This is a genomic window from Uliginosibacterium sp. 31-12 (genome assembly GCF_030548425.1).
In the GTDB taxonomy this organism is placed as follows: Bacteria; Pseudomonadota; Gammaproteobacteria; order Burkholderiales; family Rhodocyclaceae; genus Uliginosibacterium; species Uliginosibacterium aquaticum.
Genome location: NZ_JAUOOA010000008.1, coordinates 47,079 through 72,128, shown reverse-complemented (window position 1 = coordinate 72,128; position 25,050 = coordinate 47,079). Strand labels below are relative to the sequence as shown.

The 25,050-nt window shown below is 63.1% G+C and carries 21 protein-coding genes; 13 read left to right on the top strand and 8 right to left on the bottom strand.

The genetic code is table 11. The features are described from left to right. Positions 1-65: 65 nt before the first annotated feature. Positions 66-1,610 carry a phospholipase D family protein gene (locus Q3Y64_RS15000; RefSeq protein WP_303563057.1) on the bottom strand — a complete coding sequence of 515 codons (1,545 nt, stop codon included), beginning with the start codon at positions 1,608-1,610 and terminating at the stop codon, positions 66-68. A gap of 270 nt (positions 1,611-1,880) precedes the next feature. Here Q3Y64_RS15000 and Q3Y64_RS14995 point away from each other — a divergent pair, with 270 nt between their 5' ends. Continuing rightward, positions 1,881-2,468, top strand: a complete 588-nt coding sequence (locus Q3Y64_RS14995; protein WP_303563055.1) for a hypothetical protein — start codon at positions 1,881-1,883, stop codon at positions 2,466-2,468. 66 nt (positions 2,469-2,534) lie between these two features. Here Q3Y64_RS14995 and Q3Y64_RS14990 read toward each other — a convergent pair whose 3' ends face one another. The 3 genes from Q3Y64_RS14990 to cphA (Q3Y64_RS14980) form a co-directional block, all read right to left on the bottom strand. Beyond that, positions 2,535-2,993: a DUF2846 domain-containing protein gene (locus tag Q3Y64_RS14990; RefSeq protein ID WP_101943291.1), complete on the bottom strand. Its 459-nt coding sequence runs from the start codon at positions 2,991-2,993 to the stop codon at positions 2,535-2,537. Between the two features lie 65 nt (positions 2,994-3,058). Then, a complete protein-coding gene (gene cphA, locus Q3Y64_RS14985; protein ID WP_303563052.1) occupies positions 3,059-5,629 on the bottom strand; it encodes a cyanophycin synthetase in 2,571 nt (856 codons plus the stop codon). A gap of 26 nt (positions 5,630-5,655) precedes the next feature. Beyond that, positions 5,656-7,803 (bottom strand): cyanophycin synthetase, encoded by a 2,148-nt coding sequence (gene cphA, locus Q3Y64_RS14980; RefSeq protein WP_303563049.1) that lies wholly within the window; start codon positions 7,801-7,803, stop codon positions 5,656-5,658. Positions 7,804-8,085: 282 nt separating this feature from the next. On the opposite strand from cphA (Q3Y64_RS14980), the gene Q3Y64_RS14975 reads away from it, so the two are divergent. The 4 genes from Q3Y64_RS14975 to Q3Y64_RS14960 are packed head-to-tail and all read left to right on the top strand — an operon-like array spanning position 8,086 to position 12,165. Then, positions 8,086-10,335: an ABC transporter ATP-binding protein gene (locus tag Q3Y64_RS14975; protein WP_303563047.1), complete on the top strand. Its 2,250-nt coding sequence runs from the start codon at positions 8,086-8,088 to the stop codon at positions 10,333-10,335. Continuing rightward, a complete protein-coding gene (locus tag Q3Y64_RS14970; RefSeq protein WP_303563045.1) occupies positions 10,335-10,814 on the top strand; it encodes a DUF1854 domain-containing protein in 480 nt (159 codons plus the stop codon). Before Q3Y64_RS14975 ends, Q3Y64_RS14970 begins: the two co-directional genes overlap by 1 nt. A 41-nt stretch (positions 10,815-10,855) precedes the next feature. Beyond that, the gene (locus tag Q3Y64_RS14965) at positions 10,856-11,209 is read left to right on the top strand and encodes a hypothetical protein (protein WP_303563043.1); all 354 of its coding nucleotides are present in this window, start codon (positions 10,856-10,858) and stop codon (positions 11,207-11,209) included. Next, positions 11,206-12,165: a CapA family protein gene (locus Q3Y64_RS14960; RefSeq protein WP_303563041.1), complete on the top strand. Its 960-nt coding sequence runs from the start codon at positions 11,206-11,208 to the stop codon at positions 12,163-12,165. Before Q3Y64_RS14965 ends, Q3Y64_RS14960 begins: the two co-directional genes overlap by 4 nt. Before the next feature lie 115 nt (positions 12,166-12,280). Here the strand turns inward: Q3Y64_RS14960 and lysA are convergent, their stop codons facing one another. Continuing rightward, positions 12,281-13,519 carry a diaminopimelate decarboxylase gene (gene lysA, locus Q3Y64_RS14955; RefSeq protein ID WP_303563038.1) on the bottom strand — a complete coding sequence of 413 codons (1,239 nt, stop codon included), beginning with the start codon at positions 13,517-13,519 and terminating at the stop codon, positions 12,281-12,283. A gap of 286 nt (positions 13,520-13,805) precedes the next feature. On the opposite strand from lysA, the gene Q3Y64_RS14950 reads away from it, so the two are divergent. The 6 genes from Q3Y64_RS14950 to Q3Y64_RS14925 all read left to right on the top strand — a co-directional run bounded on the left by Q3Y64_RS14950 (position 13,806) and on the right by Q3Y64_RS14925 (position 20,631). Beyond that, the gene (locus tag Q3Y64_RS14950) at positions 13,806-15,026 is read left to right on the top strand and encodes a cation:proton antiporter (protein WP_101943284.1); all 1,221 of its coding nucleotides are present in this window, start codon (positions 13,806-13,808) and stop codon (positions 15,024-15,026) included. After that, positions 15,023-16,141 carry a YbdK family carboxylate-amine ligase gene (locus Q3Y64_RS14945; protein WP_303563035.1) on the top strand — a complete coding sequence of 373 codons (1,119 nt, stop codon included), beginning with the start codon at positions 15,023-15,025 and terminating at the stop codon, positions 16,139-16,141. The genes Q3Y64_RS14950 and Q3Y64_RS14945 overlap by 4 nt, the downstream gene beginning before the upstream one ends. Beyond that, the gene (locus tag Q3Y64_RS14940; protein WP_254048252.1) at positions 16,138-16,986 is read left to right on the top strand and encodes a gamma-glutamyl-gamma-aminobutyrate hydrolase family protein; all 849 of its coding nucleotides are present in this window, start codon (positions 16,138-16,140) and stop codon (positions 16,984-16,986) included. The genes Q3Y64_RS14945 and Q3Y64_RS14940 overlap by 4 nt, the downstream gene beginning before the upstream one ends. Next, a complete protein-coding gene (locus tag Q3Y64_RS14935) occupies positions 16,983-17,942 on the top strand; it encodes a LysR family transcriptional regulator (RefSeq protein WP_303563030.1) in 960 nt (319 codons plus the stop codon). Before Q3Y64_RS14940 ends, Q3Y64_RS14935 begins: the two co-directional genes overlap by 4 nt. A 22-nt stretch (positions 17,943-17,964) precedes the next feature. Beyond that, positions 17,965-19,080, top strand: coding sequence for a 23S rRNA (cytidine(2498)-2'-O)-methyltransferase RlmM (gene rlmM, locus Q3Y64_RS14930; protein ID WP_303563028.1), 1,116 nt, complete (start codon positions 17,965-17,967; stop codon positions 19,078-19,080). 75 nt (positions 19,081-19,155) lie between these two features. Then, entirely contained in the window at positions 19,156-20,631 is a 1,476-nt protein-coding gene (locus Q3Y64_RS14925) for a DEAD/DEAH box helicase (RefSeq protein ID WP_303563026.1), read from the top strand. A gap of 44 nt (positions 20,632-20,675) precedes the next feature. Here Q3Y64_RS14925 and Q3Y64_RS14920 read toward each other — a convergent pair whose 3' ends face one another. From Q3Y64_RS14920 to Q3Y64_RS14910, 3 genes are all read right to left on the bottom strand, one after another. Beyond that, positions 20,676-21,098 carry a DUF192 domain-containing protein gene (locus tag Q3Y64_RS14920; protein WP_101943279.1) on the bottom strand — a complete coding sequence of 141 codons (423 nt, stop codon included), beginning with the start codon at positions 21,096-21,098 and terminating at the stop codon, positions 20,676-20,678. 46 nt (positions 21,099-21,144) lie between these two features. Beyond that, complete coding sequence (locus Q3Y64_RS14915) at positions 21,145-21,681, bottom strand: pseudouridine synthase (protein WP_303563023.1); 537 nt, start codon at positions 21,679-21,681, stop codon at positions 21,145-21,147. 98 nt (positions 21,682-21,779) lie between these two features. Next, a complete protein-coding gene (locus Q3Y64_RS14910; RefSeq protein WP_101943277.1) occupies positions 21,780-21,986 on the bottom strand; it encodes a cold-shock protein in 207 nt (68 codons plus the stop codon). A 374-nt stretch (positions 21,987-22,360) separates the two neighbouring features. Between Q3Y64_RS14910 and clpS the strand changes: the two genes are divergently transcribed. Then, the gene (gene clpS / locus Q3Y64_RS14905; RefSeq protein ID WP_101943276.1) at positions 22,361-22,669 is read left to right on the top strand and encodes an ATP-dependent Clp protease adapter ClpS; all 309 of its coding nucleotides are present in this window, start codon (positions 22,361-22,363) and stop codon (positions 22,667-22,669) included. After that, positions 22,670-24,952, top strand: a complete 2,283-nt coding sequence (clpA, locus tag Q3Y64_RS14900) for an ATP-dependent Clp protease ATP-binding subunit ClpA (RefSeq protein ID WP_303563021.1) — start codon at positions 22,670-22,672, stop codon at positions 24,950-24,952. It begins immediately after the preceding gene. Positions 24,953-25,050: the final 98 nt, after the last annotated feature.

Genomic DNA, 25,050 nt, shown 5'->3' with positions numbered 1-25,050 from the left:
AACGCCATGAAGTATATAGCCACCCATTAACACTTTAGTAGCAAGGGGGTTCGTCATCACAAGCATCACAACAGTGACTCTATCGGTAGCAGCCCCAGCAGCCAGACGCTGAAGCGGCGCAGTGAGCTCGCCTGTGGCTCACGTGTGTGACGCACCTCACCTGCCGGAGTCTGCTCCACCCATACGATCCCTTTCCCGTCTGCCGCCAACTCGAGCCGCCAGGCCACGGCGTCCAGTTCATCCTCCAGTCCACTTGAGAGCTCCTCGGCCATCGCCGGGCTCTCGCACAGCAGGCCGATCTCGGTATTGAGTTTCACCGAGCGCGGATCCAGATTCAGCGAACCGATGAACACCGAGCTCCGATCAAAAACGAAGGTCTTGGCGTGCAGCGAAGCGCGTGAAGAACCTAGATACATGTGGGTGTGCTTGCGCTCACCGTCCGGGTCCGACTCCGGACGCATTTCGTACAGGTGCACGCCGGCAGCCAGCAGTTCCTTGCGATAGCGCTCATAACCGGCGTGCACCGCAGCCACATCGCTGGCCGCCAGCGAATTGGTCAGTACGGTCACCCGTATGCCACGCGCAGTGAGGCCTCGAAACCACTCCAGTCCAGCCTTGCCCGGCACAAAGTAGGGCGATACGAGCAAGACTTCCTCTGCAGGCTGAACCAACGAATAGCCAAACTGGGTGATCAGGGTGCCGGCAATGTTGCCCGGCGGACGGCTGATCTTGTCCGGATCATCCTGCAGGACGCGGGCATCACCGCGGTGAAAAGTGATCGGTGCATCGCCAAACCAGGTCGCCAGAATGCTGCTGCCAAGCTGCGCATAGGGGCTATCGCGCTGTGTGCTCAGAAAGCCAGTCAGGTCACGGCGCAGGGCATCGAGTTCATCGGGGCCCGCCACGTCGTTCAGAAGATCCTCGATCGGAATGGCCGCCGGAGAATCCCAGTACCGCTGAAAGGAGTCCTGTAATTCCGACAGCACCGGGCCAAAGGTCAGCACATCGAGATCACCGAAGGCTATCTCGTTCGAGGCCCCGAAATACTCATCACCAATATTGCGCCCACCCACGATGGCCATCTTGTGATCGGCCAGGAAAGCCTTGTTATGCATGCGCCGGTTGATGCGCGAGAAGTCCTGCACCATGCCCAGGGTACGGAAGGAGCGTGAACTGACGGGGTTGAACAGGCGGATTTCCACCAGCGGATGCGCATCCAGCGCAAGCAGTAGTTTGTCATTGGCGCTGCTCCCCACATCATCCAGCAGCACGCGAACCCTTACACCCCGATCGGCTGCTTCGAGCAATGCCTGGGTCAACAGTCGCCCCGTAAGATCATCGCGCCAGATGTAGTACTGCAGGTCCAGCGAGCGTCCGGCGGTGCGGGCCAGCATCAGGCGGGCCAGCAGCGCCTCGACACTCTCGGGGAGCAAACGGAAGGCATTCAGTTGTGGGCTCGTACCCAGTTCCTGTTCCGCCAATTGCTCCAGCCGGGTTGGCTCGTTGGGCTCCGGCAAGGGCAGTTCGCTACGCGCAGGATCGCGGCGCGGCGTGGCACATGCACCAATGAGCAACATGCACGCCAGCAGCACACCACGCAAGAGCTTCATTGCGCGCCACCTGGCTTCAGCTCGGAACAAGGGGCTGCGGCGGCCCGTGTTGCATAGCACAGCAGCATCAGACGCAAGGCGAGTCGGGCAGATCCTGGCATGAGAACTCTCCGATGGCCAGGCGCGGCAGGCAGCCGCCCCTGCGGGCAAAAAATACGAATCTGATCCATGCTATGTTCCCATGGATCATAGCGCCATACGCTGGCCATCAAGGCATTCAACGATGCGCCAGCGCTTCCCGTTTTTCACCCTGACAACAAGGATCGCCACATGCGTGCTCTCTGCACTATCTCCCTGCTCACCGTTGGCCTCTTCGCCACGCCGATCTTCGCTGCCGAGCCGGCAGCAGTCAGTGTGCCTGGTGGCGGCATGGCAGTTTCTGCCAAGTTCGAAGCAACGGTGGTCACCGTCAACCTGAAATCCCGCAAGGTGACCCTGCGCAGCAAAGATGGCGAGACTTTCGATCTGGTCGCCGGTGCGGAAGCTCGTAACCTGGACAACCTGCGCGCAGGTGATCAGGTCAGTGCCGAGTACTTTGAAGCCATTGCCATGCAGCTCAAGAAAGTCAAAGGCGAAGCCCACACCACGGCTGGGGCCATGGTCGGCCGGACCCCCAAGGGCAAGAAGCCGGGTGCCCTGTTCGAACGCGAAGTGCAGTTCGTGGCAGACGTGATTGCCGTGGATAGCGTCAAGAAACTCGTGACCGTAAAGGGCGCCGCTGGCCGCATCGTGGAACTCAAGGTGGAAGATCCGGCCAAGCTGGCGGAAGTGAAGGTCGGTGATCAGGTCGAAGGCGTGTTCAGCCAGGCTCTGGCCATCACCGTCACGGCGCAGGCAGCCCCCAAAACCAAGAAGTAATTCGCCTCGCCGCAGAACGCGAAAAGAGCGCCCGCGGGCGCTCTTTTTCGTTGACGTGCCGTCCCCTCAGGGGGTGAGCGGATAGACCGGCGAAAGCAGCAGTTGGCTGCTCTTGATCGCCTCGCGCGCCTCGGCCTCACTCGCCTCTCGCAACGAACTGCGGTAGTTCATGGGCGATTCGATCGCCTCCAGCAGCACGAAGTAATTGCGCCCGGCCAGCACATTCAACTCCAGGATCGTCTCGCGCTCACGCTTGGCCTGCAGGCGATAAGTACCCGGGGAGACTTCAAGCGGCAGATAACTGCGGCCCGTGAGCGTGCCGACTACGGCACCATTCACCCGCAACTCTTCGCTGAGACTACTGAGATTGCGATATACATAGATGCGGGCGCGGGCCGGATGCACTGCAAAAGTTTTGGCCTGTGTATCCATCTGCGGGGTACCGGCAACAGGAATCCGCGGTGTGGAACAGGCAAGCAGCAAAAGCCCGGACACCAACAGAGCACTCAGATGCTTGATCTTCATGATCGCCCTCCAGAAAGCTGAAAGGCGGCCGAGGCCGCCCTTGATGCTCGCGCCTTGATTTGTGCTTACTGCGCCGCCACACGCTGGCGAATATGCGCCAGCGCTTCTTCGACCTGATCGATCAGGATCAGGCACAGATCGCCCGCCTGAAGCAGTTCCAAAGCCCGGTCGATCGCGATGAACTCGCCATTGATCTCCTCGACCACGGCAGTACGCACAGCCCCCTTGAGCCCTTCGCGCAAGAGGCCGATCACTTCACCATCGGCACGACCGCGCTGACAGGCATCCTGGTACAGGATCACACCATCAAACGCAGCGCCGAGGATTTCGGTTTGCTGACGAATGTCTTCATCGCGGCGATCCCCAGCACCCGAGATCACTACCGAGCGACGCTTGGCCGGCATGGCCTCGACTGCCTTGACCAGCGCCAGCATGGCGTCCGGGTTATGGCCATAGTCAGCAATAATGGTCGCACCCTTGTAATCGAAGACGTTGAAACGCCCTGGCGCGTTATCGCTATCGGCCACGAAACTGGCCAGACCCGCGCGGATCACATCCCACTCAAGACCGACGCCCCAAGCCGCTGCCACCGAGGCCATCACGTTCTCAACCTGGAAGCTGATCGTGCCATCACGCGTGATCGGCACGCCGGCCAGCGAGATGCGCTGTGATTTCTTGCCTTCGGTACACACGATGGCGTCGTTCTCGACATACACCACGCGCTTGCCCTGAGCGCGATGGGTAGCCATCACCGGGTTATTGCGATCCGCGGCGAAGTAGATGATCTGGCCCGGGCAATTGGCCGCCATGCCGGCCACGATAGGGTCGGCAGCATTGAGCACGGCGTAACCATTGTCAGCCACGTTCTGCACGATCACGCGCTTGAGCACGGCCAGATCATCCAGGGTGGTGATGTAGTTCAGCCCGAGGTGATCGCCCATGCCGATGTTGGTGACGACGGCCACCTTGCAACGATCAAAAGCGAGGCCTTCGCGCAGCAAGCCACCGCGCGCGGTTTCAAAGACGGCGGCATCCACATCCGGATGCATCAGCACGCTGCGCGCACTACGCGGACCGGAGCAATCACCGCTGTCGATCTGCTTGCCCTGCACATACACGCCATCAGTATTGGTCATGCCAGTACGCAGACCACTCTTGATCAGCAGGTGAGCAATCAGGCGCACGGTGGTGGTCTTGCCGTTGGTGCCGGTCACCGCCACCACCGGAATGCGGCCGTCATCGCCCGGTGCAAACATGGTGGAGATCACCGCCTCGCCCACGTTACGGCCCTTGCCGTAAGAGGGCGACAGGTGCATGCGCAGGCCCGGCGCAGCATTCACTTCGACGATACCGCCAGACTGCTCTTCAAGCGGCCGCAGCACGCTATCGCACACCACATCCACACCGCAGATATCGAGGCCAACCATCTGCGCGGCGGCCACTGCGCGCGCGGCCATGTCCGGATGTACATCATCGGTCACATCGGTAGCCGAGCCGCCGGTAGACAGATTGGCGTTGTTGCGCAGGATCACCCGCTGGCCCTTGGCTGGGATGCTTTCAGCATTGAGTCCTTGGTCGGCGAGCTTGGACAGTGCAATGTCATCAAAACGGATCTTGGTCAGCGAGGTGGCATGGCCGGTGCCACGACGCGGATCCTTGTTCACCTCTTCAACCAGCTGACGCACTGTGTGCATGCCATCGCCAATCACCAGCGGCGGCTCGCGACGCGCGGCGGCTACCAGCTTGTCGCCCACCACCAGCATGCGGAAATCATGGCCAGGCAGGTACTTCTCGACCAGCACTTCATCGCTGATTTCGTTGGCCGCGCGATAGCCGATCTCGAACTGTTCGCGGGTGGTGATGTTCACCGCCACACCCTTACCCTGATTGCCGTCCTGCGGCTTTACCACCACCGGGAAACCGATCTCGTTAGCTGCAAGCCAGGCGTCTTCCAGGCCAGTGGCCGGGCGTCCCTTAGGCACAGGCACGCCGGCAGCTTCAAGCAGCTTCTTGGTGAGATCCTTGTCCTGCGCAATGGATTCCGCGATCGCACTGGTGGAATCGATCTCGGCCGCCTGGATGCGACGCTGCTTGCTGCCCCAGCCGAACTGCACCAGGCTGCCGGTCGTGAGGCGGCGGAAGGGAATATTGTGGGCCACAGCGGCATACACGATGGAGCCGGTAGAGGGGCCAAGGCGCTCGTCTTCGTCCAGCTCACGCAACTCGGCCAGCGCCGCTTCCACATCGAACTCGCCGCCATGCGCAGCGGCATGCACGAGCTGCTGAGCCAGTTCGAACGCACGCTTGCCGACCGCCTCCTCGCTGTACTCCGCCACAACCAAGTACACCCCGATCTCGGTCGTGGTGGTGGTTCGGCTAAAGGTTACCGGACAGCCAGCCTGAGCCTGCAAACCAAGCGCAGCGAACTCCAGGGCATGAGCCATGGATTGGGTTTCACCGTGATCGGTGGAACGGATCTCGCCGATCTGCGGAAACAGCTCGCGCAGGCGGGCATCAAAACCGGGCAGGTCTGCCAGCGAACGCTCGCCGGGCTCACAGGTTACGATGGCTTCGATGGCGGTGTGACGGCTCCACAGATTGGGGCCACGCAGCGCACGGATGCGGGAAACTTCCATTGAACGTATTCCTGTTGTTTCCGGCCTCAGCGGGCCAGGCTGGCTTCGAAGCTCTCGATGCCGCTATTGATCAGATCCGGCGAAATACCCAGCGCCCAAGCGGCGGCCACTGCCGCCAGTTCGGCGCCAAGCGCTCGGCCGGCCGGCAAATCGCTGGCCTGCACCTGACGCTTGTCACCACTGGCCAGCACCAGCTGACCAGCCTCGGCATACACCGCGCGGCCACCTGCGGCCAGATGCGCGGCTAGTGCGGGCGCCGAACCACTACTGGCGTAGAACACCACCTCGCCATCGCACAGCTCGGCCAGTCCGGCTACTTCAGGGTCATCGGCATTGAGCACGGCTGTGCCAGATTCGCTCACTACGTCGACCTGGGTGCGCAGCACATTGCGCACCTGCTCCAGCTCACGCACATCGAAAGCTTCCAGCTCGGGCAGCACGCGGATGCTGGTCAGCACCCCCACATCACAACGGTCGTAAGGCAGACCTTCGCTGAGGATGTTGGCCGCAGGCGTCTCAAACACTGCCGCATCGACCTGGCGATTCATCAGCAGGCGCTGACCTGCGGCGAAATTGGCGCTATCGCAACGCTCGACGGCACGCTGATCGAGGAACAAGCCCTCACGGCAGGCGAGGCCGGCATGGTAGCCCCCCACATGGAGCAGCCAGCCGAGCAGACGGGCGATGCGGGTACTGTCGTCGCACCCCGCAACCCCCACCACCGGAATGCGGCCATCATTACCCTCGCCCGGGAACAGGTGGGCCACGATGGCTTCCCCCACCGGGCGCGGCTGCCCCTGGGCCGGCTTCAAATGCATCAGCAAGCTGGGGCCTGCATTCACTTCAACGATCGCACCACCGGTTTTCTCCAGCGGCAGCGATACATCTTCGGTCACCAGATCAATACCTGCGATATCCAGCCCGACGATGCGCGCGGCCAGCGAGGCGGCGGCGGCGACTTCAGGGTGAACTTCGTCGGTGCAATCAATCGACACATTGCCGTTGCGTTGCACGGTGAGTTTGCGCCCGGCTGCCAGCACCGATTCGGCAGTGCAGCCCTGGCGCTCGATCAGGAGCTGCATGGTGCGGTCGGAATCGATCTTGATGGTTTCGAGCGGGAACTCCTCGGCTTCGCCGCGCCGCGGATCGGTATTGAGCTGGCTGTCGATCAGTTCGCGCACGCTCGACTTGCCATCGCCGGTCACGAAAATATTCTCGCCACGCCCGGCCGCCACCAGCTTGCCGCCCACCACCAGCAGACGGTGTTCATTGCCACGGATGAAGCGCTCGACGATCACGTCACTGCCTTCGGCATCCGCCACCGGGAAGGCGGCTTTCACCTCGTCCTCAGTCATCAGCTCGAGCGATACGCCGCGCCCATGATTGGCGTCGGAAGGCTTCACGACCACCGGTAGGCCGATGTCCTGTGCGGCCTCCCAGGCTTCATCAGGGCTATTCACGATCTGGCCTTCAGGCACCGAAACACCGCAAGGCACCAGCAGGCTCTTGGTCAGATCCTTGTCGCTGGCAATGCTTTCAGCGATCGCGCTGGTACGGTCGGTTTCGGCCGTCCAAACGCGGCGCTGACGGCAGCCCCAGCCGAGCTGGACCAGATTGCCATCAGTCAGACGGATCGAGGGGATGCTGGCATCGGTGGCTGCATCCACAATGCAGGCCGTGGAGGGGCCGAGGCACAGGGAGTCGGCCAGATCATGCAGACGGGCGATGTTTCCGGGCACGTCGAAGGGCTTGTCCTCGATCGCTGCCATCACCAGATCGCGTGCCGCTTCGAGGCAGGCAATGGTCACATCCTTCTGGCGCGAGCGCACCACCACTTTGTACACGCCGCGCTGCGAAGTGCTCCGCGCCTTGCCAAAGCTGGTGCGCTGGCCCGCCTGGGTCTGCAATTCAAGCGTGACGTGTTCAAGGATGTGCGCCGGCCAGGTGCCCTCCTGCACGCGGCGCAGGAAGCCGCCGCGCTCGCCGTAGCTGCACTTGTGCTCGATCAGCCCAGGCAGCCAGGCCGACAGGCGCTCGTAGAAACCGGGAATCGTGTTGGAGGGGCAGTCTTCGAGATCGCCAATATCGACGAGGGCCTCGACGGCCGGGCGGTAGGTCCAGATATTGGGGCCGCGCAAATATTGCACGCCGAGGATGCGGATGTCTTTGCTCATGTCAGCCATGTAGTGGGCGGGTGCCTGCCGGCTTCCGCCAATGTCCGGTAAACGACGCAGGCAGCGAAAGGTTTACGAACGGGCACGAAGTACACCCGGCCGGACAAGGCGGACACCTGCCACGATCCCTGTAAACTTGAACCAGCCTGCAGCGTTTATCATCCTCTGCCCGGCCGATCCCGCCTTGCCAGCGGCGAGTTTACCGGACTTCCGTGCCGGCCGGCGCCCCGCATCCGGCCCGCTGCTGACAAAAAACTGACACCACTGCACCTGACAAACACAATGCTGCTGCCGATTTCCGAGCCCAAGCTCCCTGCCATCTGGCAAGCCGACGCCCTCGCCCGCCTGATGCCCGGTGAAACCGTACTGGCCGTACTTGAACTGGATCTCGACGCCCGCCTGCAGTTTGCACGTGGCCTGCTGCTGCTCACGCCCCGCCGCCTGCTGGCCTGCAGCCCGGACCAATCCTGGCAGGAGTGGCCGCTCGCAGCCAGCCTCACCCTACGCCACTCGGATCATGCCGGCGTCGGCTCGCTGGAACTGGTCGATGCCAGTGGCCGCCTCGCCCATTGGCGCTACACCTTGAGCCAGAACCTCGCCGCGCTGCGCTTGATCAGCGAATTCGAGCGCCATATCGAAGCGCTCCTCACCGGCCAGCCGCCGGCCACACCGGAGGAAGAGGTCTGTGCCACCTGCAAGGCGCCACTGCCACCGGGCGAAGACGAATGCCCGATCTGCGCGCGCGAGCTGCATGAAGCGCCTTCCACCTGGACCCTGTTCCGCCTGTGGCGCTTCGCCAAACCGTACCGCTGGCAACTGGTTTCGGGCTTCGCACTGATGACCGGCGCCACCGCCGCCACCCTGGTGCCGCCTTATCTGACCATGCCGCTGATGGACAAGGTGCTGATTCCTTACCAGAACGGCCAACCCATCAATACCGCGCTCGAGATCAAGCTGCTCGCCGGCCTCTTCGGCGCAGCCCTGCTTTCCTGGCTGCTAGGCTGGGCCAAGACCTACATTCTGGCACTGGTGTCCGAACGCATTTCGGCCGATCTGCGCACCACCACCTACGAGCACCTGATCAAATTGTCGCTGGAGTATTTCGGCGGCAAGCGCACCGGAGATCTGATGGCGCGCATCGGCTCCGAGTCGGACCGGATCAGCGTGTTCCTCTCGCTGCACGCGCTGGACTTCATCACTGATGTGCTGATGATCGCGATGACCACGGCGATCCTGTTCTCGATCAACCACTGGCTGGCCATCGTCACCCTTCTGCCGCTGCCGCTGATCATGTGGATGATCCACACGGTGCGCGACCGCCTGCGTACCGGCTTCGAGAAAATCGACCGGGTGTGGGGCGAAGTCACCAACATCCTCGCCGACACCATCCCCGGCATCCGCGTAGTGAAGGCCTTCGCGCAGGAGAAACGCGAGACCCAGCGCTTCCGCGAGGCCAATGCCCACAACCTGGCGGTAAATGACAAGATCAACAAGACTTGGTCACTGTTCTCGCCCAGCGTCACCCTGCTCACCGAAATCGGTCTACTGGTGGTGTGGGCCTTCGGCATCTGGCAGGTCTCGCATAACGACATCACTGTCGGTGTGCTGGTCGCCTTCCTCGCCTATATCGGGCGCTTCTACACCCGACTCGACTCGATGAGCCGCATCGTCTCGGTGACGCAAAAGGCTGCCGCCGGCGCCAAGCGCATCTTCGATATCCTCGATCACGTCTCCAGCGTGCCCGAGCCAGTCAAACCCGTGCCGCTGCCCAGCGTGACCGGCAGCATCCAGATGCGTGACATCGGCTTCCGCTATGGCAACCGCTCGGTGATCCGCAACCTCTCGCTGGACATCAAACCCGGCGAAATGATCGGCCTCGTAGGTCACTCCGGCTCCGGCAAGAGCACGCTGGTCAACCTGATCTGCCGCTTCTACGATGTATCGGAAGGCGCGATCATGATCGACGGCGTGGATATCCGCAGCGTGGCGATTGCGGATTTCCGCCGCAACATCGGGCTGGTGTTGCAGGAGCCCTTCCTGTTCTTCGGCACCATCGCCGAGAACATTGCCTACGGCAAGCCAGACGCCACCCGCGCCGAGATCATCGCCGCCGCCCGCGCCGCTCATGCCCACGAATTCATATTGAGATTGCCGCTAGGCTATGACTCGATCGTCGGCGAGCGCGGCCAGGGCCTGTCCGGCGGCGAGCGCCAGCGCGTGTCGATTGCTCGCGCGCTGCTGATCGACCCGGCCATCCTGATCATGGACGAAGCCACCTCGGCGGTGGATACCGAAACCGAGAAGGAAATCCAGCGCGCGCTGGATAACCTGGTGCAAGGCCGCACCACCATCGCCATTGCCCACCGCCTGTCCACCCTGCGCAAGGCCGACCGCCTGGTGGTGATGGACCGTGGCCAGATCGTCGAAGTCGGCAACCACGACGAACTGATGGCCGCCGAGGGCGCTTACTGGCGCCTGTATCAGGCCCAGCTGCGCAATGCCGAACAGAATCTTCTCGAAGGAGGCGAATGATGAGCGCGCCGCTGAACGTCAATTTCTCGCTCGAACGCAACGCCTTCGGCCAGCTCGTGCTGACCGATGCCGAGGGCATTCGCCATGAAGGCGTGACCCCGGTCCGCGCCAACCCGATCTCCGCACCGCTCGAAGGCATCGCCCTGATGAGCACGGAAGGCCACGAAGTCGCCTGGATCGAACTGCTCGCCTGGGTGCCGGCTGAGTTACGCGCGCTGATCGAGGAAGAACTCAGCACACGCGAGTTCATGCCCGAGATCCAGCGCTTGAACACAGTCTCCAGCTTCGCCACGCCCAGCACCTGGGAAGTGGAGACAGATCGTGGCGCCGCCAGCTTCGTGCTCAAGGGCGAAGAAGACATTCGCCGCCTGCCCGGCGGCATCCTGCTTATCGCCGACGCCCACGGCATCCAGTTCATGATCCGCCAGCTCTCCGCGCTGGATCGCCACTCGCGCAAACTGCTGGATCGCTTCCTGTGAGGTGCGCAGCCCTGCTGCTGGCTGTCGCTTGCCAGACGACCATGGCCGCTTCACCCGAGCTGGTCTGCCATTACAGCTACGGCGGCGAAACCCGCAGCGTCCGGCAGCCTCAGCTCGCCAGCGCACAGACGGCCTACACGCAGAAGCCGCTCGCCATCGGCTCCTACTTCCTGTTCCGGCCGGTTTTCGAGCCCACGGAAGTAAAGCTCTACAGCCTCACCGACCACCCGGATGGCCCATTGCCGCTGCATGTGGCGCGCTACGCCTACCCGGCCGCCACGCGTTCGCAAGGCAAGTTCGGCTTCACCGGCGAACAGCGTGTGTATGAACCGATCCGCGACAGCGAGCTGGTCTACTGGTGCGAGATTCAAGGCCCCCGGGAGACTCACCGATGAAACGCCTGCTCGCCTGTCTGCTACTGCTTACCGGCTCCGTACACGCTGCGGAAACGTTGAGTCTGGTCTTCGCCGGTGACCTCATGCTCGACGACGGCCCCGGGCGCCTCATCGCGCGCGGCGGCGATCCGCTCAAGCCTTTTGAAAGCATCCTGCGGCAGGCGGACTACCGCATCGGCAATCTCGAAACCCCGGTCGCCACAAGCGGCAAGGCCAACGCCAGCAAGATTGTCACCTTCCGCTCGGCGCCGGCCGTACTGAGGTCACTGCAAGGGCGTTTCGATGCGGTGTCGCTGGCCAACAACCATTCTGGCGATTACGGTCAGGCCGCCTTCGTCGAAACCATGACGCTACTGGACGCAGCAGGCATCCGCTATTTCGGCGGCGGCCGCAATCTGGCCGAAGCGCATCGCCCGCTGTGGATCGAACAGAAGGGTCTGAAGATCGCCGTGCTCGCCTACAACGAGTACAAGCCGCGCAGCTTCGAAGCAGGTGCCGACTGGCCCGGCATTGCGTGGAGCGAGGATAGCCGCGTCGTGGCCGACATCCGCGCCGCGCGCAAGGCCGGGGCCGATCTGGTGATCCCCTTCATGCACTGGGGCTGGGAAAACGTGCGCGAAGCCGACGCCCGCCAGCGCCAGCTCGCCCGCCTGATGATCAATGCCGGCGCCGATGCGGTGGTCGGCGGGCATCCGCATGTCACGCAAGGCGCCGAGATCTATCGTGGCAAGCCGGTCATCTACAGCCTCGGCAACTTCGTGTTTGACGGTTTTGACGAGGCCCCCGGCCGCACCGGCTGGCTGCTGCGCCTCACGCTCGACAAGGCTGGCGTCGTGAGTTGGGATGCGGTGGAAGCACGCATGGATGACGACGGCACACCTCACCCAAACCCCGAAGCGAAGACGCCTTGCGGTCAGCGCGGGGATAAAACGCCCCGCCTGTGCAGCACACGCTGATCGAAGGGCAACAGGCACGGGGTCGGCGTGCGACTGAAGCCAGCCTCGAATGCAGAGCTGATTCAGTCCGCCGCCAAGCCCGGTGTGCGGCTGAAGCCGCACCTACAGGCCAAGATCAAGCCTCCAGTGCCAGCAGCTCGTCCATCGTCTGGCGGCGGCGGATCAGCTTCGCAGCCTCGCCCTCCAGCAGCACTTCGGCAATCAGCGGGCGGCTGTTGTAGTTCGAGGACATGCTCGCGCCATAGGCGCCGGTGTCGTGCAGCACCAAGAGATCGCCCACCTCAGCGGCCAGCAGGCTGCGCGTTTCGACCACGCCGCCTTCCGCCTGGGTGAACACGTCACCGGATTCGCACAGCGGGCCGGCCACCACGGACTCGCGCAACGGGCGCTTAGCCACATCGCTACCATCGCGCGGCAGCACGCTGATGGCGTGATAGCTGCCATACATGCTTGGCCTCACCAGTTCGGTGAAACCTGCGTCGACCAGTACGAAGTGGTTTGAACCCACGTCCTTGGTGGCACGCACTTCACTCACGAGCAGACCGGATTCGGCCACCAGATAGCGGCCCGGCTCGATCTCCAGCTTCACCGGATGGCCGAGGTGAGCCTCGACTTCCTTGCGCGCTGCGTCCCACAAGCCGAAGTAGTGAGCGGTATCGATCTGCGCATCGGTGTCGCGATAGGGGATCGACAGGCCGCCGCCGGCCGAGATGGCCTCGATGTCCTGCCCAGCGTCTTTCACCAGCTGCACCATCGCACCGCAGACTCGCTGCAGGTGGCCGTAATCCACCCCGGAACCGATGTGCATGTGGAGGCCGACGAGCTTGAGGCCAAACTCGGCAATCACGGCGAGTGCCGCCGGCAGGTCGGTATGCCAGATGCCGTGCTTGCTGTGCTCGCCGCCGGTGTTGGTCTTGTTGCTGTGGCCGTGGCCGAAGCCCGGATTGATGCGCAGCCACACGCGGTGGCCGCGGGCCTTGGCGCCGAGCTGGCGCAGCATGTCGATCGAGCCGGCGTTCATCGGGATCTCTTCGCGCACCACCAGATCCAGCGTCTCTTCGGTAGCCAGATCGGCCGTGAACACAATCTCGCTCTTGCCATTTTTCGAGCTGAAGCCGGCGACCAGGGCGCGTGCGATCTCGCCCGGCGACACCGCATCCACCACCACGCCCTCTTCGCGCATCAGGCGCAGGATGTGGGTGTTCGAGCAGGCCTTCTGCGCGAAACGGATATGGTCGAAGGCGCGCAGCGCGGCGATGCGCGCGCGAATCACGGCAGCATCGTAAAGCCACAGCGGGGTGCCGAATTCGGTGGCGAGGCGGCCCAGGCAGGCTTGGTCCAAAGGCTTTTGCATGCAGAGAACTCCGTCGAGTTGCCGCAGTTGCGGGCAATGGCCGCAGCGGCTGAAGAGGGGCGAAGCATGTCACCCAAATTCAATTCAGTAAAATACTTAAAAATACACAATCAATCCGTTTTTGATATACAAACCATCAATCAGGGAACCCTCGGGCCTCAGCCGCGTCAGACTTCCAGTGCCGCTCCGGCAGCACTGCCATAAAACCGCAGTCCGCGCGCAGCCAGCTTTTCACCCGCGCCGGCGATCATCCGCGCTCACGCCATCCACGAAGGGAACCCACCTCATGGAGATTCTGCAGCCCCTGCAAGCCCTGCCATTCCTTCCCGCCTGGCCGCCCGAAGCCCATCCCCTGCTCCTGTTCGGCCTGTTGCTATTCCTTGCCATCGCCCTGGGCGAGCTCTTCAGCCGTCTGCACCTGCCACGCATCAGCGCCTACATTTTCACCGGCGTGCTACTGAGCCTGCTGCGCGATGAGCCCAGCCTCACCGGGCTGCGTCCGGTCGCTCACCAGATCTTCGAGTTCGCTTTCGCGCTGCTGCTCTTCGAGCTGGGTCAGCGCATCGATCTGGGCTGGCTGCGACGCAATCCCTGGCTGCTGGTCACCAGCCTGGCCGAATCCGCACTGGCCTTTGTCGCCGTGGCCGCACTGATGCTGCTGTTCCAGCAGCCGCCGATGCTGGCCGTGCTGATCGGCGCTATCGCCTGCTCAACCGGGCCGATCGTGATCCTCGCCGTGAGCAAGGATTGCGCAGCCCGCGGCCAGGTCACCGATCGCCTGGGCCTGCTCGCGGCGCTATCCACCTGCTACAGCTTCCTGATCCTCGGCGTGTGCTACGGAGTGCTGCATGGCGAGACGGCCGCACCACTCACCACCATCCTGCTGCATCCCCTGTATCTGGTGGCCGGCTCCTCACTGCTCGGCGCGCTTGCGGCCTGGACCGTGCTGCGCCTGCTGGCAAGGATTCGCGTGGGCCATTACAGCCAGACCCTGGCCGCCATCGCAGTGATCATGGTGAGTGTGGCGCTAGCACACACCCTCGATCTCTCGGTGGTGCTGGCCATGCTGATGGCAGGCATCCTGAGCCGCAGCCTGGATCGCGAACATCGCCTGCAGCCGATGGATTTCGGCCTGCTCAGCCGGGTCGCACTGATCGTAATGTTCGTCGCCACCGGTTCGCTGCTGAACCCGGACAGCTTCGCCAGCGCGGCCCTGCCGGCCATCGGTCTGCTCGCGGCGCGCGCACTGGCCAAGGGCGTAGCCGTGTTCGCCTTTGCCCGCCCGAGCGGCCTGTCGCTGCGCAAGGCTTCGCTGCTGGCGATCGGCATGCTGCCGATGTCCGGCGCGGCCCTGCTGTGGACCGAACGCACCGCCCTGGTATGGCCTGAGCTAGGCGGCCAGTTGGCCGCCGTGGTGCTCACAGCCTTGCTGATCATGGAATTCCTCGCCCCGCCCGCGCTGCAGTTTGCCCTGCGCCGCGCCAACGAAGCCGGAGACCCGACATGAGTAGCCTCGATTTTCCCGCCTCCACGCCACTGACCCTCGGCGTCGAACTCGAACTGCAGATCATCAGTCGCCTCGACGGCGACCTCACCGGCGGCGCCAGCGAACTACTGGGGCTGGTGGAGCGCAAGCCGCATCGTGGCGACTTCAAGCCTGAGATGACCGAGAGCATGATCGAGGTATCGACCTCGGTGCACCACAGCTGCACGGAACTCGGCGCCGAACTCGATGACATCCGCCAGACCCTGCTGGCGGCGGCCGACCGCCTCAACCTGCTGATCAGCGGCGGCGGCGCTCACCCCTTCCAGCACTGGGCCGAGCGCAAGATCTTCGACAAGCCGCGCTTTCACCAGCTCAACGAAATGTATGGCTATCTCGCCAAGCAGTTCACGGTGTTCGGCCAGCACATCCACATCGGCTGCCCGAACGGAGACGAAGCGCTGTTCCTGCTTCACAGCCTGTCGCGCTATCTGCCGCACTTCATCGTGATGTCCGCCGCCTCGCCCTACTATCAGGGAGTGGACACGGCCTTCGACAGCTCGCGCCTGACCGCCGTGTCTGCCTTCCCGCTCTCGGGCCGGGCGCCGCTGGTGCATCGCTGGGATGATTTCGTCACCTACTACGAAACCATGCAGGCCGCCGGTGTGGTCGAAAGCATGAAGGACTTCTACTGGGACATCCGGCCCAAGCCTGAATTCGGTACCGTCGAAATCCGCATCTGTGACACCCCGCTCACCGTGCGCCGCGCCACCGAACTCACGGCCTACGCCCAGACCCTGTGCCGCTATCTGCTGGTCGAGCGCCCCTTCGTCATCAACGAAGCGCTGTATGCGGTGTACACCTTCAACCGCTTCCAGGCCGCCCGTTTCGGCCTTGATGGGGGCCTGCTCGATCCGGTCAGCCAGCAGCGCCTGGTGCTGCGCGAGGACATTCTCGCGACTTTCGAGCTGCTGGCCCCGCATGCAGCCGAGCTGGGCACCAGCGAACTGCTCGCCTCGCTGCGCAGCGCCCTCCAGGCGGGCAACGACGCCAGCTGGATGCGCGAAGTGTATGCCCGCCAGGGCTCGCTGCCAGACCTGGTCTGGCAGCAGGCCCGCAAGTGGCGTGACACGCCGTGACTGCGGCAAGCAGGCCGGGCCAGGCCGCCGGCCTCAAGCCGGCGCTGCGCAAACAGCCCCTGCGCATTGGCATTTCAGCCCGGCTGATGCACAAGCCGCCGGCCGAGCTGGGCTTTCGCAACAAGACCCTGCAATACCTGGAGCAGAACATCGCCCACTGGGTACTGTCCGAAGGCGCGCTGGCCTTCATGATTCCGACCGTGGAAGGGGCCAGCAGCCTGCACCGCTCGGCCATACAGTTGCGCGACTATGTGCATGCCATCGATGCCCTGCTCCTGCAGGGCGGCATGGACGTGAGCCCCAACAGCTACGGCGAATTCCCGTTGCGCCCGGAATGGAGTGGCGACCGTGTGCGCGATCTCTACGAACTGGATCTGATCTGGGAATGCATTTTCCAGGGCAAACCAGTGCTGGGCATCTGCCGCGGCTGCCAGTTGCTCAACGTGGCCTTCGGCGGCAGCCTGTATCAGGACATCAGCACCCAACTGCCCGACGCCATCCGCCATGTGGATGCCGAGGCCTACGACGCCCACACCCATCCGGTCGCCTTCAGCGAAAACTCCCTGCTCGCCCGTCTCTATCCACACAACGCCCTCAGCGCCAGGATCTCCAGCATCCACCACCAGGCCGTGAACCGCTTGGGCAACGGCCTCCACATTGAAGCCCGCTCCGCCGTGGACGGCGTAGTGGAAGCCATCCGCTGGGAGGGCAGCAGCTTCGTCTACGGCGTACAGTGGCACCCGGAATTCCATCCCGCCCATGATCAGGGCCTGCTCGACAGCGGGCCGCTGCTGCAGGAGTTTTTGCGCGCTGCGCGCAAACGTGCCGACCAGGAGCGCACATGAATATCGAACATCGCCATATCGAGGTTTTCCGGGCCGTGATGCTGGCCGGCAGCGTCACCGCCGCTGCCGCCCGCCTGTTCACCTCACAGCCCACCGTCAGCCGCGATCTCGCCCGCTTCGAACAATTGCTCGGCTTCGCCCTCTTCGACCGGGTGCGTGGCCGCCTCCAGCCCACCGCCCGCGCCTTGAGCCTGTTCGAAGAAGTGCAGCGTTCCTGGCTCGGCCTCGAGCGCATCGTCGCCACCGCCAGCGGCCTGCGTGAGTTTTCCGCCGCCTCGCTGGCCATCGTCTGCGTGCCGGCTTTCGCCCAGGCCTTGCTGCCTGCAGCCTGCCGCCACTTTCTGGCCCTGCATCCGGGCGTCAATCTGGCCATCACCCCGGCAGAATCACCGCTACTGGAGGAATGGCTCAGCGCCCAGCGCTTTGATCTGGGCCTCACCGAGCAGAACACGGCACCGCCCGGCACCCACCTCGAAGTGCTGCTCGAAGCCGACGAGGTCTGCGTACTGCCCGCCGCGCATCCACTTGCCGCCAAAGCCCGGCTCAGCCCGCAGGATTTCGCCGGCCAGCCCTTCGTGAGCCTCGCCCCTGGCGACCCCTACCGCCGCCAGCTCGACAGCGTGTTCCGCGAACTAGGCGTGGAGCGCCGGCTGCAGCTCGAAACCCAAACCGCCGCTTCAGTCTGCGCCCTGGTGCGCGAAGGCCTCGGGCTGGCCATCGTCAATCCGCTCAGTGCCCTCGAATACGCCAGCGCCACGCTGGTCCTGCGCCCTTTCTCGATCTCGATCCCCTTCCGGGTCAGTCTGGTGCGCCCCGAGTACCGCCCTTCGACCCCGCTGAGCGAGGATTTCGCCAGCGCCCTGCGCCAGCAGGCAGAGGCCATCCGGCAACAGCTGGCGCTGGCCAGCACGCTCACTCCTGCAGCCACGGCCTCATTCCGTTACCATCCGGGCTGAGAAAATTTCCGGTTTCACCACGATGTCCCCCACCGCCAAGGGCCTGATCCTGCTGTGCCGTCCCGGCTTCGAGAATGAATGCGCCGCCGAGGCCGAGTTGCTGACCAAGCACGCCGGTATCAGCGGACGCGCCCGCACCGCGCCGAACGCAGGCAGCGTGCACTACGTGTTTGACGAACTGATCGACTGGAAGGAGGCCCTTGAAGTGGCTCCTTTCCACGCCCTTGTCTTCACCCGTCAGCGCAGCGTGTGGATCGAGCGCGTCGCCGAGATGCCGGAAGACGACCGCGTGACCCCGCTGGTGCAGACCATCCTCGGCCAGGGCGTACGTTTCGGCCGTCTGGAAGTCGAAACGGCCGACACCAACGACGCCAAATCGCTGGCAGGCTTTCTCAAGCGCTTCATCCCGCACATCGAACGCCATCTCAAGGCCACCGGTTTCCTGCGCGAGAACAAGCCGGAGCTGCCCACCCTGCACCTTTTCTTCAAGGACTCCAGCCAGGTTGACCTGGGCCTCTCGCGCCCGGAAGACGCGTCGCCCTGGCCGATGGGCATCGCCCGCCTGCGCATGCCGCGCAATGCACCAAGCCGCTCCACGCTGAAGCTCGCGGAAGCCTTCGACGCGCTGATGACCGAGGAAGAACGCGCCCAGAGCCTCAAGGCCGGCCTCTACGCGGTCGACCTCGGTGCCGCGCCGGGCGGCTGGAGCTTCCAGTTTGCCGAGCGCGGCATGCATGTGTTCGCCGTCGATAACGGCCCGCTGGCCGACTCACTGGTCGCCACCGGCATGGTCGAACATGTGAAGGCCGACGGCTTCTCCTGGCGCGCGCCCCGCAAACAAGTCGAATGGCTGGTCTGCGACATGGTCGAGCAGCCGGCCCGCGTGGCCCAGCTGGTGTCGGACTGGATCGCCTCCGGCAAGGCCAAGCGTTGCATCTTCAACCTCAAGCTGCCCATGAAGAAGCGCTTCGAGGAGCTGAAGAAGTGCCGCCAGGTGATCGACGCGCGCTTCAAACTGCATGGCGACAGCTATGTGCTGCGCATCCGCCACCTCTATCACGACCGCGAGGAAGTCACCGCTTACCTGGCGAAAATCCACGTCCCGGTGGTGGAAACTCCAAAACCGTCAAGACGTTAGCGCAGTGAGGCGGGTATACTCGCGAGCTTCAATGACCCGAGACCTGCCGCGCCTGCTGCCCGGCCACCTGCATCCATGAGTTTTGCCGATCTGGGGCTCAGCCCCGAACTGTTGCGCGCCGTCACCGAAGCCGGCTACACCGAGCCCACACCGATCCAGGCCCAGGCCATCCCGGTCGTGCTGGCCGGCAAGGACGTCATGGGTGGCGCCCAGACCGGCACCGGCAAGACCGCCGGCTTCACCCTGCCCCTGCTGCAACGCCTGCAACCCTATGCCAGCGCCAGCACCTCGCCGGCCAAGCATCCGGTGCGTGCGCTGATCATCGCCCCGACCCGCGAACTCGCAGTGCAGGTGCATGAGTCGGTCAAAACCTACAGCAAGTACGTGCCGCTGCGCTCCACCTGCATCTATGGCGGCGTGGACATGAAGGCTCAGGTGGCCGAACTCAAGCGCGGCATCGAGATCGTGGTCGCCACGCCGGGCCGTCTGCTCGATCACGTCGAGCAGAAGACCATCCTGCTCCAGAACGTTGAATTCCTGATCCTTGACGAAGCCGACCGCATGCTCGACATGGGCTTCATCCCGGATATCCGCCGCATCCTCGCGCTGCTGCCGGCCAAGCGCCAGAGCCTGCTGTTCTCGGCCACTTTCTCGGACGAAATCAAGAAGCTCGCCGACACCATGCTGCGCCAGCCACAGCTGATCGAAGTGGCACGCCGCAACGCCGTGTCCGAAAACATCACCCACCTGGTGCACCCGGTCTCCAGCCATGTGAAGCGCGACCTGCTCGCCGACATCCTGAACGCCGGCGCGGATGGCCTGGGCCAGACCCTGGTGTTCGTGAACACCAAATTCGGCTGCGCGCGCCTGGCCCGCCACCTGCAGAAGGAAGGCATTTCGGCCGACGCCATCCACGGCGACAAGAGCCAGCTGGAGCGCAGCGCAGCGCTGGAAGCCTTCAAGTCCGGTGCGATCCGCGTGCTGGTGGCCACCGACGTAGCCGCACGCGGACTGGATGTGGATGACCTGCCCTATGTGGTGAACTTCGAGATCCCCGGTACGCCGGAAGATTACGTACACCGCATCGGCCGCACCGGCCGTGCCGGCAAGCAGGGCGCCGCTGTGTCACTGGTGGCGCCGGAAGAGAACTACAAGCTGGTGGCCATCGAAAAGCTCATCAAGCTCAAGATCACCCAGCAAGAAGTGCCCGGCTACGGCCCGGAAACCACGGTTGAAGAACTGCGTCGCTATCGCAACGGCCACGGCCGCCCGCGCGCTCAGGTCACCGAGGACGGTTTTGATTTTAACCGCCCCTACGACAGCGCCAGCGAACTCAAACCCGGCAGCAAGCCCCGCCCGCCCCGTACATCCAGCAAACCTGCCAGCAAGCCGCAGATCGCTGCGGACGGCTTTGACTTCAGCGCCCCCTACGTTGCCAAAGGCAGCACCGGAGGCTCACCGAGCGCAGCAAAAGCTGCGCCGGAGGACAAGCCAGAGGGCAAACAGAAGTCACGCGTCGCCTTCCTGCTCGGTGGCGCCCGCAAGGGCTAACAGCTTTCAGCACCCCATGAAAAAAGCGCCCTTGGGCGCTTTTTTCATTTGATCCCCTGGATGCTGGAGCCTGCCTTGATGCCCTTGCTCCTGAACCAGCCCTGATTCATCTCCAGCGCATAGCGCACGGGCTTGGCCGCACAGTGGTTTTCCTCGCTCTGCGGCTGCATGTCGGCAATGTTCACGATCTTGCCGGCCTCATCCAGAAAGGCAATGGAGAGAGGAATCTGAGTGTTCTTCATCCAGAAGCAGTATTCCTGCGCCTGATCGAACACGAAGAGCATCCCGGCATGGGCGGGCATGCTGGCGCGATGCATCAGGCCGATCTCGTGCTGCTTTTCAGTGGAGGCCACTTCCGCCTCGATGCGATACATGCCGGCTCGCAGCTCGACGGTGCGCAAGCTTTGCTGCGCCAGCGCAGCACCACTGGTAAAAACAAGACAGCTCAGCCACAGGGCACGCAACATGAATCGCTCCGCAAACATTCAAGAAAGCGGGCATTGTGCCCGAGGATCAACCGACTCTCCATTCACCCGGCTGCAGATCGCCCAGCGACCACTCGCCGATCGCCTCGCGGATCAGGCGCAGGGTGGGCAGGCCGACCTTGGCCGTCATGCGTCGCACCTGGCGGTTCTTGCCTTCACGTAGCTCGATGCGTAACCAGCTGGTCGGGATCGCCTTGCGCTCCCGGATCGGCGGGGTGCGCGGCCACAGCCAGGACGGCTCGGCAACTTCGCGCGCCCGGCAGGGCTGGGTCACGAAATCGCCCAGATCCAGCGGAGCCTGAAGGCGCGCCAGCGACTCGGGCGTCACCAAACCCTCGACCTGCGCCAGATAGACTTTCACCTGCTTGTGGCGCGGATCAGCCAGACGATGCTGCAAGGCCCCGCCGTCAGTCAGCAGCAAGAGTCCTTCGCTGTCGGCATCCAGCCGGCCGGCGGCATACACGCCTTTTTCGGTCACACATTCGGCCAGCGTGCGCTGGCCCGGCTCACCCGTGAACTGGCTGAGCACGCCGAAAGGTTTGTTGAGCAGAAGGATGCGGCTCATGGCAGGTTAGGTCGCTGAAAACTGGAAAATGCAGGAAAAACAAACAAAAAGGCCCGCCAGAGTCTGGCAGGCCTCGGTATCCGCTTGCGCGGACGCGATCAGGATGCGCGCTGAATGTTCGCCGCCTGCTTGCCCTTCGGGCCTTGCGTGGCTTCGAACGAAACTTTCTCGCCTTCCTTGAGCGACTTGAAGCCGTTCATGTTGATGGCGGAAAAATGCGCAAACAGATCTTCACTGCCGTCGTCCGGGGTGATGAAACCAAAACCCTTGGCGTCGTTGAACCACTTCACGGTACCAGTTGCCATTCCCTTTACCTCTTCCTTCTTCCTCTGGTTTATCTGTAACTTTCCCGCTTGCGCGGGGTGCTTCTTGGTCTGCCCGGCGGAATGCCGGAACCGCGACACCCAGGCTTTTGCAAACCCCTGCACCACGGTGGAGCACCTTCGGCTTTTACGCCAAGGCGCCGCGCAGCGTCAAGCGGGCCGGGCCCTGATCGTGGCAAGGATGCGACACATGACGCACAGATGTTTTCCGTGCCGCCATTCAGGCACATGGATTGCTTGTCGTTAAGCAGGAATCGGTGCGCTGCAGCACATCCGGCCTGATCGCCGGAACAGAAAGGTTTTTGCAACCGTCGTGATAGTTTGTAGTCCAAAGCGAAGTCATTAAAATTGGTCGCATGCCAACCCGTAAACAAACCGAAGCTATCCTTGAAGCAGAACGCGCGAAAGTTGCGCCGCCCCCCCTCTTCAAGGTGCTATTACTGAACGACGATTTCACTCCGATGGACTTCGTGGTGCATGTGCTTCAGAAGTTCTTCGCGCTGGATCGGGAGCAGGCCACCCGTGTGATGCTGCAGGTGCATCACGACGGCAAGGGGGTCTGTGGTGTTTTTCCGCGCGACCTGGCAGCCACCAAGGTCGAGCAGGTCTGCAGTTTTGCGCGTCAGAGTCAGCACCCGCTGGCCTGCGTGATGGAGGAAGCCTAAATGATTGCCCAGGAACTCGAAGTCAGCCTCCACATGGCCTTTGTCGAAGCCCGTCAGAAACGCCACGAATTCATCACCGTGGAACACCTGCTGCTGGCCCTGCTCGACAACCCTTCGGCCACCGAAGTACTGCGTGCGTGTGCCGCGAATATTGAAGAGCTGCGCCGTGAGCTCTCCAATTTCATCACCGAGCACACGCCCACCGTTTCCGGTTCCGACGAGATCGACACGCAACCCACGCTGGGTTTCCAGCGTGTGATCCAGCGTGCGATCCTGCATGTGCAGTCCTCTGGCAAGAAGGAAGTGAACGGCTCCAACGTGCTGGTCGCGATCTTTGGCGAGAAGGATTCACACGCGGTGTATTTCCTGCAACGGCAAGGCATTTCACGCCTGGACGTAGTGAATTTCATTTCCCACGGCGTGACCAAGCCGGGCGGCAGCGACAAGCCGGTATCCATCGAGCGCAAGGCGCCGGATGGTGAGCATGGCGAACAGGGTGAGAGCGAGAGCGGCGGCCCCGGTGGCGCGCTCGAGAACTACACCCAGAACCTCAATCAGCAGGCGCTGGTGGGCAAGATCGATCCCCTGATCGGGCGCGACAAGGAACTGGAGCGCGTGATCCAGACCCTCTGCCGCCGCCGCAAGAACAACCCCTTGCTGGTCGGCGAAGCCGGCGTAGGCAAAACGGCGATCGCCGAAGGCCTCGCCCGCCACATCATCGAGGGGCGTGTGCCCGAAGTACTGGCCGATGCTCAGGTCTACGCGCTGGACATGGGCGCCCTGCTCGCCGGCACCAAATATCGTGGCGATTTTGAACAACGCCTGAAGGCAGTTTTGAAACAATTGGTCGACAATCAGAACGCGATCCTCTTCATCGACGAGATCCATACCCTGATTGGCGCCGGTGCGGCCTCGGGCGGCACGCTGGACGCCTCCAACTTGCTTAAGCCCGCCTTGTCCTCGGGGCAGCTCAAATGCATCGGTGCGACGACCTATACCGAGTTCCGCACCATCTTCGAGAAGGATCACGCCCTGTCCCGGCGCTTCCAGAAGATCGATGTAAACGAGCCCTCGGTGCCGGAAACTATCGAGATTCTCAAGGGCCTCAAGAGCCGTTTCGAGGAGCACCACGGCATCAAGTATTCAGCTGCCGCGATCACCAGCGCCGCTGAACTGGCCGCGCGTTACATCAATGACCGCCATCTGCCGGACAAGGCCATCGACGTGATCGACGAGGCTGGTGCTGCTCAGCGCATCCTGCCCAAGAGCAAGCAGAAGAAAACCATCGGCAAGGGTGAGATCGAAGAGATCGTGGCCCGCATTGCGCGGATCCCGCCGCGTTCAGTCTCCAACGATGACCGCGCAGCCCTCGCAAAACTCGACCGCGACCTGAAGAACCTGGTCTTCGGTCAGGATCCGGCCATCGATGCGCTGACCAAGGCCATCAAGATGAGTCGTTCGGGCCTTGGTAACCCGGCCAAGCCGATCGGCTGCTTCCTGTTCTCCGGCCCCACCGGCGTTGGCAAAACAGAGGTCGCCCGCCAGCTCGCCTACACCCTGGGCATCGAGCTGCAGCGCTTCGACATGTCCGAATACATGGAGCGCCATGCCGTGAGCCGCCTGATCGGTGCGCCCCCGGGCTATGTCGGTTTCGACCAGGGAGGCCTGCTCACCGAGGCGATCAACAAGAAGCCGCACTGCGTGCTGCTGCTCGATGAAATCGAGAAGGCTCACCCGGACATCTACAACATCCTGTTGCAGGTGATGGACCACGGCAAGCTGACCGACAACAACGGCCGCGAATCCGACTTCCGCAATGTGATCATCATCATGACCACCAACGCAGGACAGGAAACCATCCAGAAGAGCACCATGGGTTTCACCGCCACACGCGAAGCCGGTGACGAGATGGGCGAAATCAAGCGCCACTTCACGCCGGAATTCCGCAACCGGTTGGATGCGGTGATTTCCTTCAAGGCACTGGATCGCGAAGTCATCATGCGGGTGGTGGACAAGTTCCTGCTCCAGCTCGAGGGTCAGCTGCAGGAGAAGAAGGTCGAAGCCAGCTTCACCGAAGAACTCAAGAGCTGGCTCGCCGACAAAGGCTTCGATCCGCTGATGGGTGCTCGCCCGATGGCGCGCCTGATCCAGGATACGATCCGCTCGGCGCTGGCCGACGAGCTGCTGTTCGGCCGCCTGGCCAATGGCGGCCGGGTAACCATTGATCTGGGCAAGGATGGCAAGGTGGCACTGATCTTCGACGAGGAAGAGGCCCACGCTTAATGTTTTGATCCTGATGACTGATCTGAAAGGGCCGCGCAAGCGGCCCTTTTCTATTGTGCTGCGGCGCAACCCGATCAGGGAAAGCCATAAGGCCGGAT

Coding starts and splice junctions, on each gene's coding strand:
- Q3Y64_RS15000 (WP_303563057.1), bottom strand. CDS start 1,610: ATGAAGCTCTTGCGTGGTGTGCTGCTGGCGTGCATGTTGCTCATTGGT.
- Q3Y64_RS14995 (WP_303563055.1), top strand. CDS start 1,881: ATGCGTGCTCTCTGCACTATCTCCCTGCTCACCGTTGGCCTCTTCGCC.
- Q3Y64_RS14990 (WP_101943291.1), bottom strand. CDS start 2,993: ATGAAGATCAAGCATCTGAGTGCTCTGTTGGTGTCCGGGCTTTTGCTG.
- cphA (WP_303563052.1), bottom strand. CDS start 5,629: ATGGAAGTTTCCCGCATCCGTGCGCTGCGTGGCCCCAATCTGTGGAGC.
- cphA (WP_303563049.1), bottom strand. CDS start 7,803: ATGAGCAAAGACATCCGCATCCTCGGCGTGCAATATTTGCGCGGCCCC.
- Q3Y64_RS14975 (WP_303563047.1), top strand. CDS start 8,086: ATGCTGCTGCCGATTTCCGAGCCCAAGCTCCCTGCCATCTGGCAAGCC.
- Q3Y64_RS14970 (WP_303563045.1), top strand. CDS start 10,335: ATGAGCGCGCCGCTGAACGTCAATTTCTCGCTCGAACGCAACGCCTTC.
- Q3Y64_RS14965 (WP_303563043.1), top strand. CDS start 10,856: ATGGCCGCTTCACCCGAGCTGGTCTGCCATTACAGCTACGGCGGCGAA.
- Q3Y64_RS14960 (WP_303563041.1), top strand. CDS start 11,206: ATGAAACGCCTGCTCGCCTGTCTGCTACTGCTTACCGGCTCCGTACAC.
- lysA (WP_303563038.1), bottom strand. CDS start 13,519: ATGCAAAAGCCTTTGGACCAAGCCTGCCTGGGCCGCCTCGCCACCGAA.
- Q3Y64_RS14950 (WP_101943284.1), top strand. CDS start 13,806: ATGGAGATTCTGCAGCCCCTGCAAGCCCTGCCATTCCTTCCCGCCTGG.
- Q3Y64_RS14945 (WP_303563035.1), top strand. CDS start 15,023: ATGAGTAGCCTCGATTTTCCCGCCTCCACGCCACTGACCCTCGGCGTC.
- Q3Y64_RS14935 (WP_303563030.1), top strand. CDS start 16,983: ATGAATATCGAACATCGCCATATCGAGGTTTTCCGGGCCGTGATGCTG.
- rlmM (WP_303563028.1), top strand. CDS start 17,965: ATGTCCCCCACCGCCAAGGGCCTGATCCTGCTGTGCCGTCCCGGCTTC.
- Q3Y64_RS14925 (WP_303563026.1), top strand. CDS start 19,156: ATGAGTTTTGCCGATCTGGGGCTCAGCCCCGAACTGTTGCGCGCCGTC.
- Q3Y64_RS14920 (WP_101943279.1), bottom strand. CDS start 21,098: ATGTTGCGTGCCCTGTGGCTGAGCTGTCTTGTTTTTACCAGTGGTGCT.
- Q3Y64_RS14915 (WP_303563023.1), bottom strand. CDS start 21,681: ATGAGCCGCATCCTTCTGCTCAACAAACCTTTCGGCGTGCTCAGCCAG.
- Q3Y64_RS14910 (WP_101943277.1), bottom strand. CDS start 21,986: ATGGCAACTGGTACCGTGAAGTGGTTCAACGACGCCAAGGGTTTTGGT.
- clpS (WP_101943276.1), top strand. CDS start 22,361: ATGCCAACCCGTAAACAAACCGAAGCTATCCTTGAAGCAGAACGCGCG.
- clpA (WP_303563021.1), top strand. CDS start 22,670: ATGATTGCCCAGGAACTCGAAGTCAGCCTCCACATGGCCTTTGTCGAA.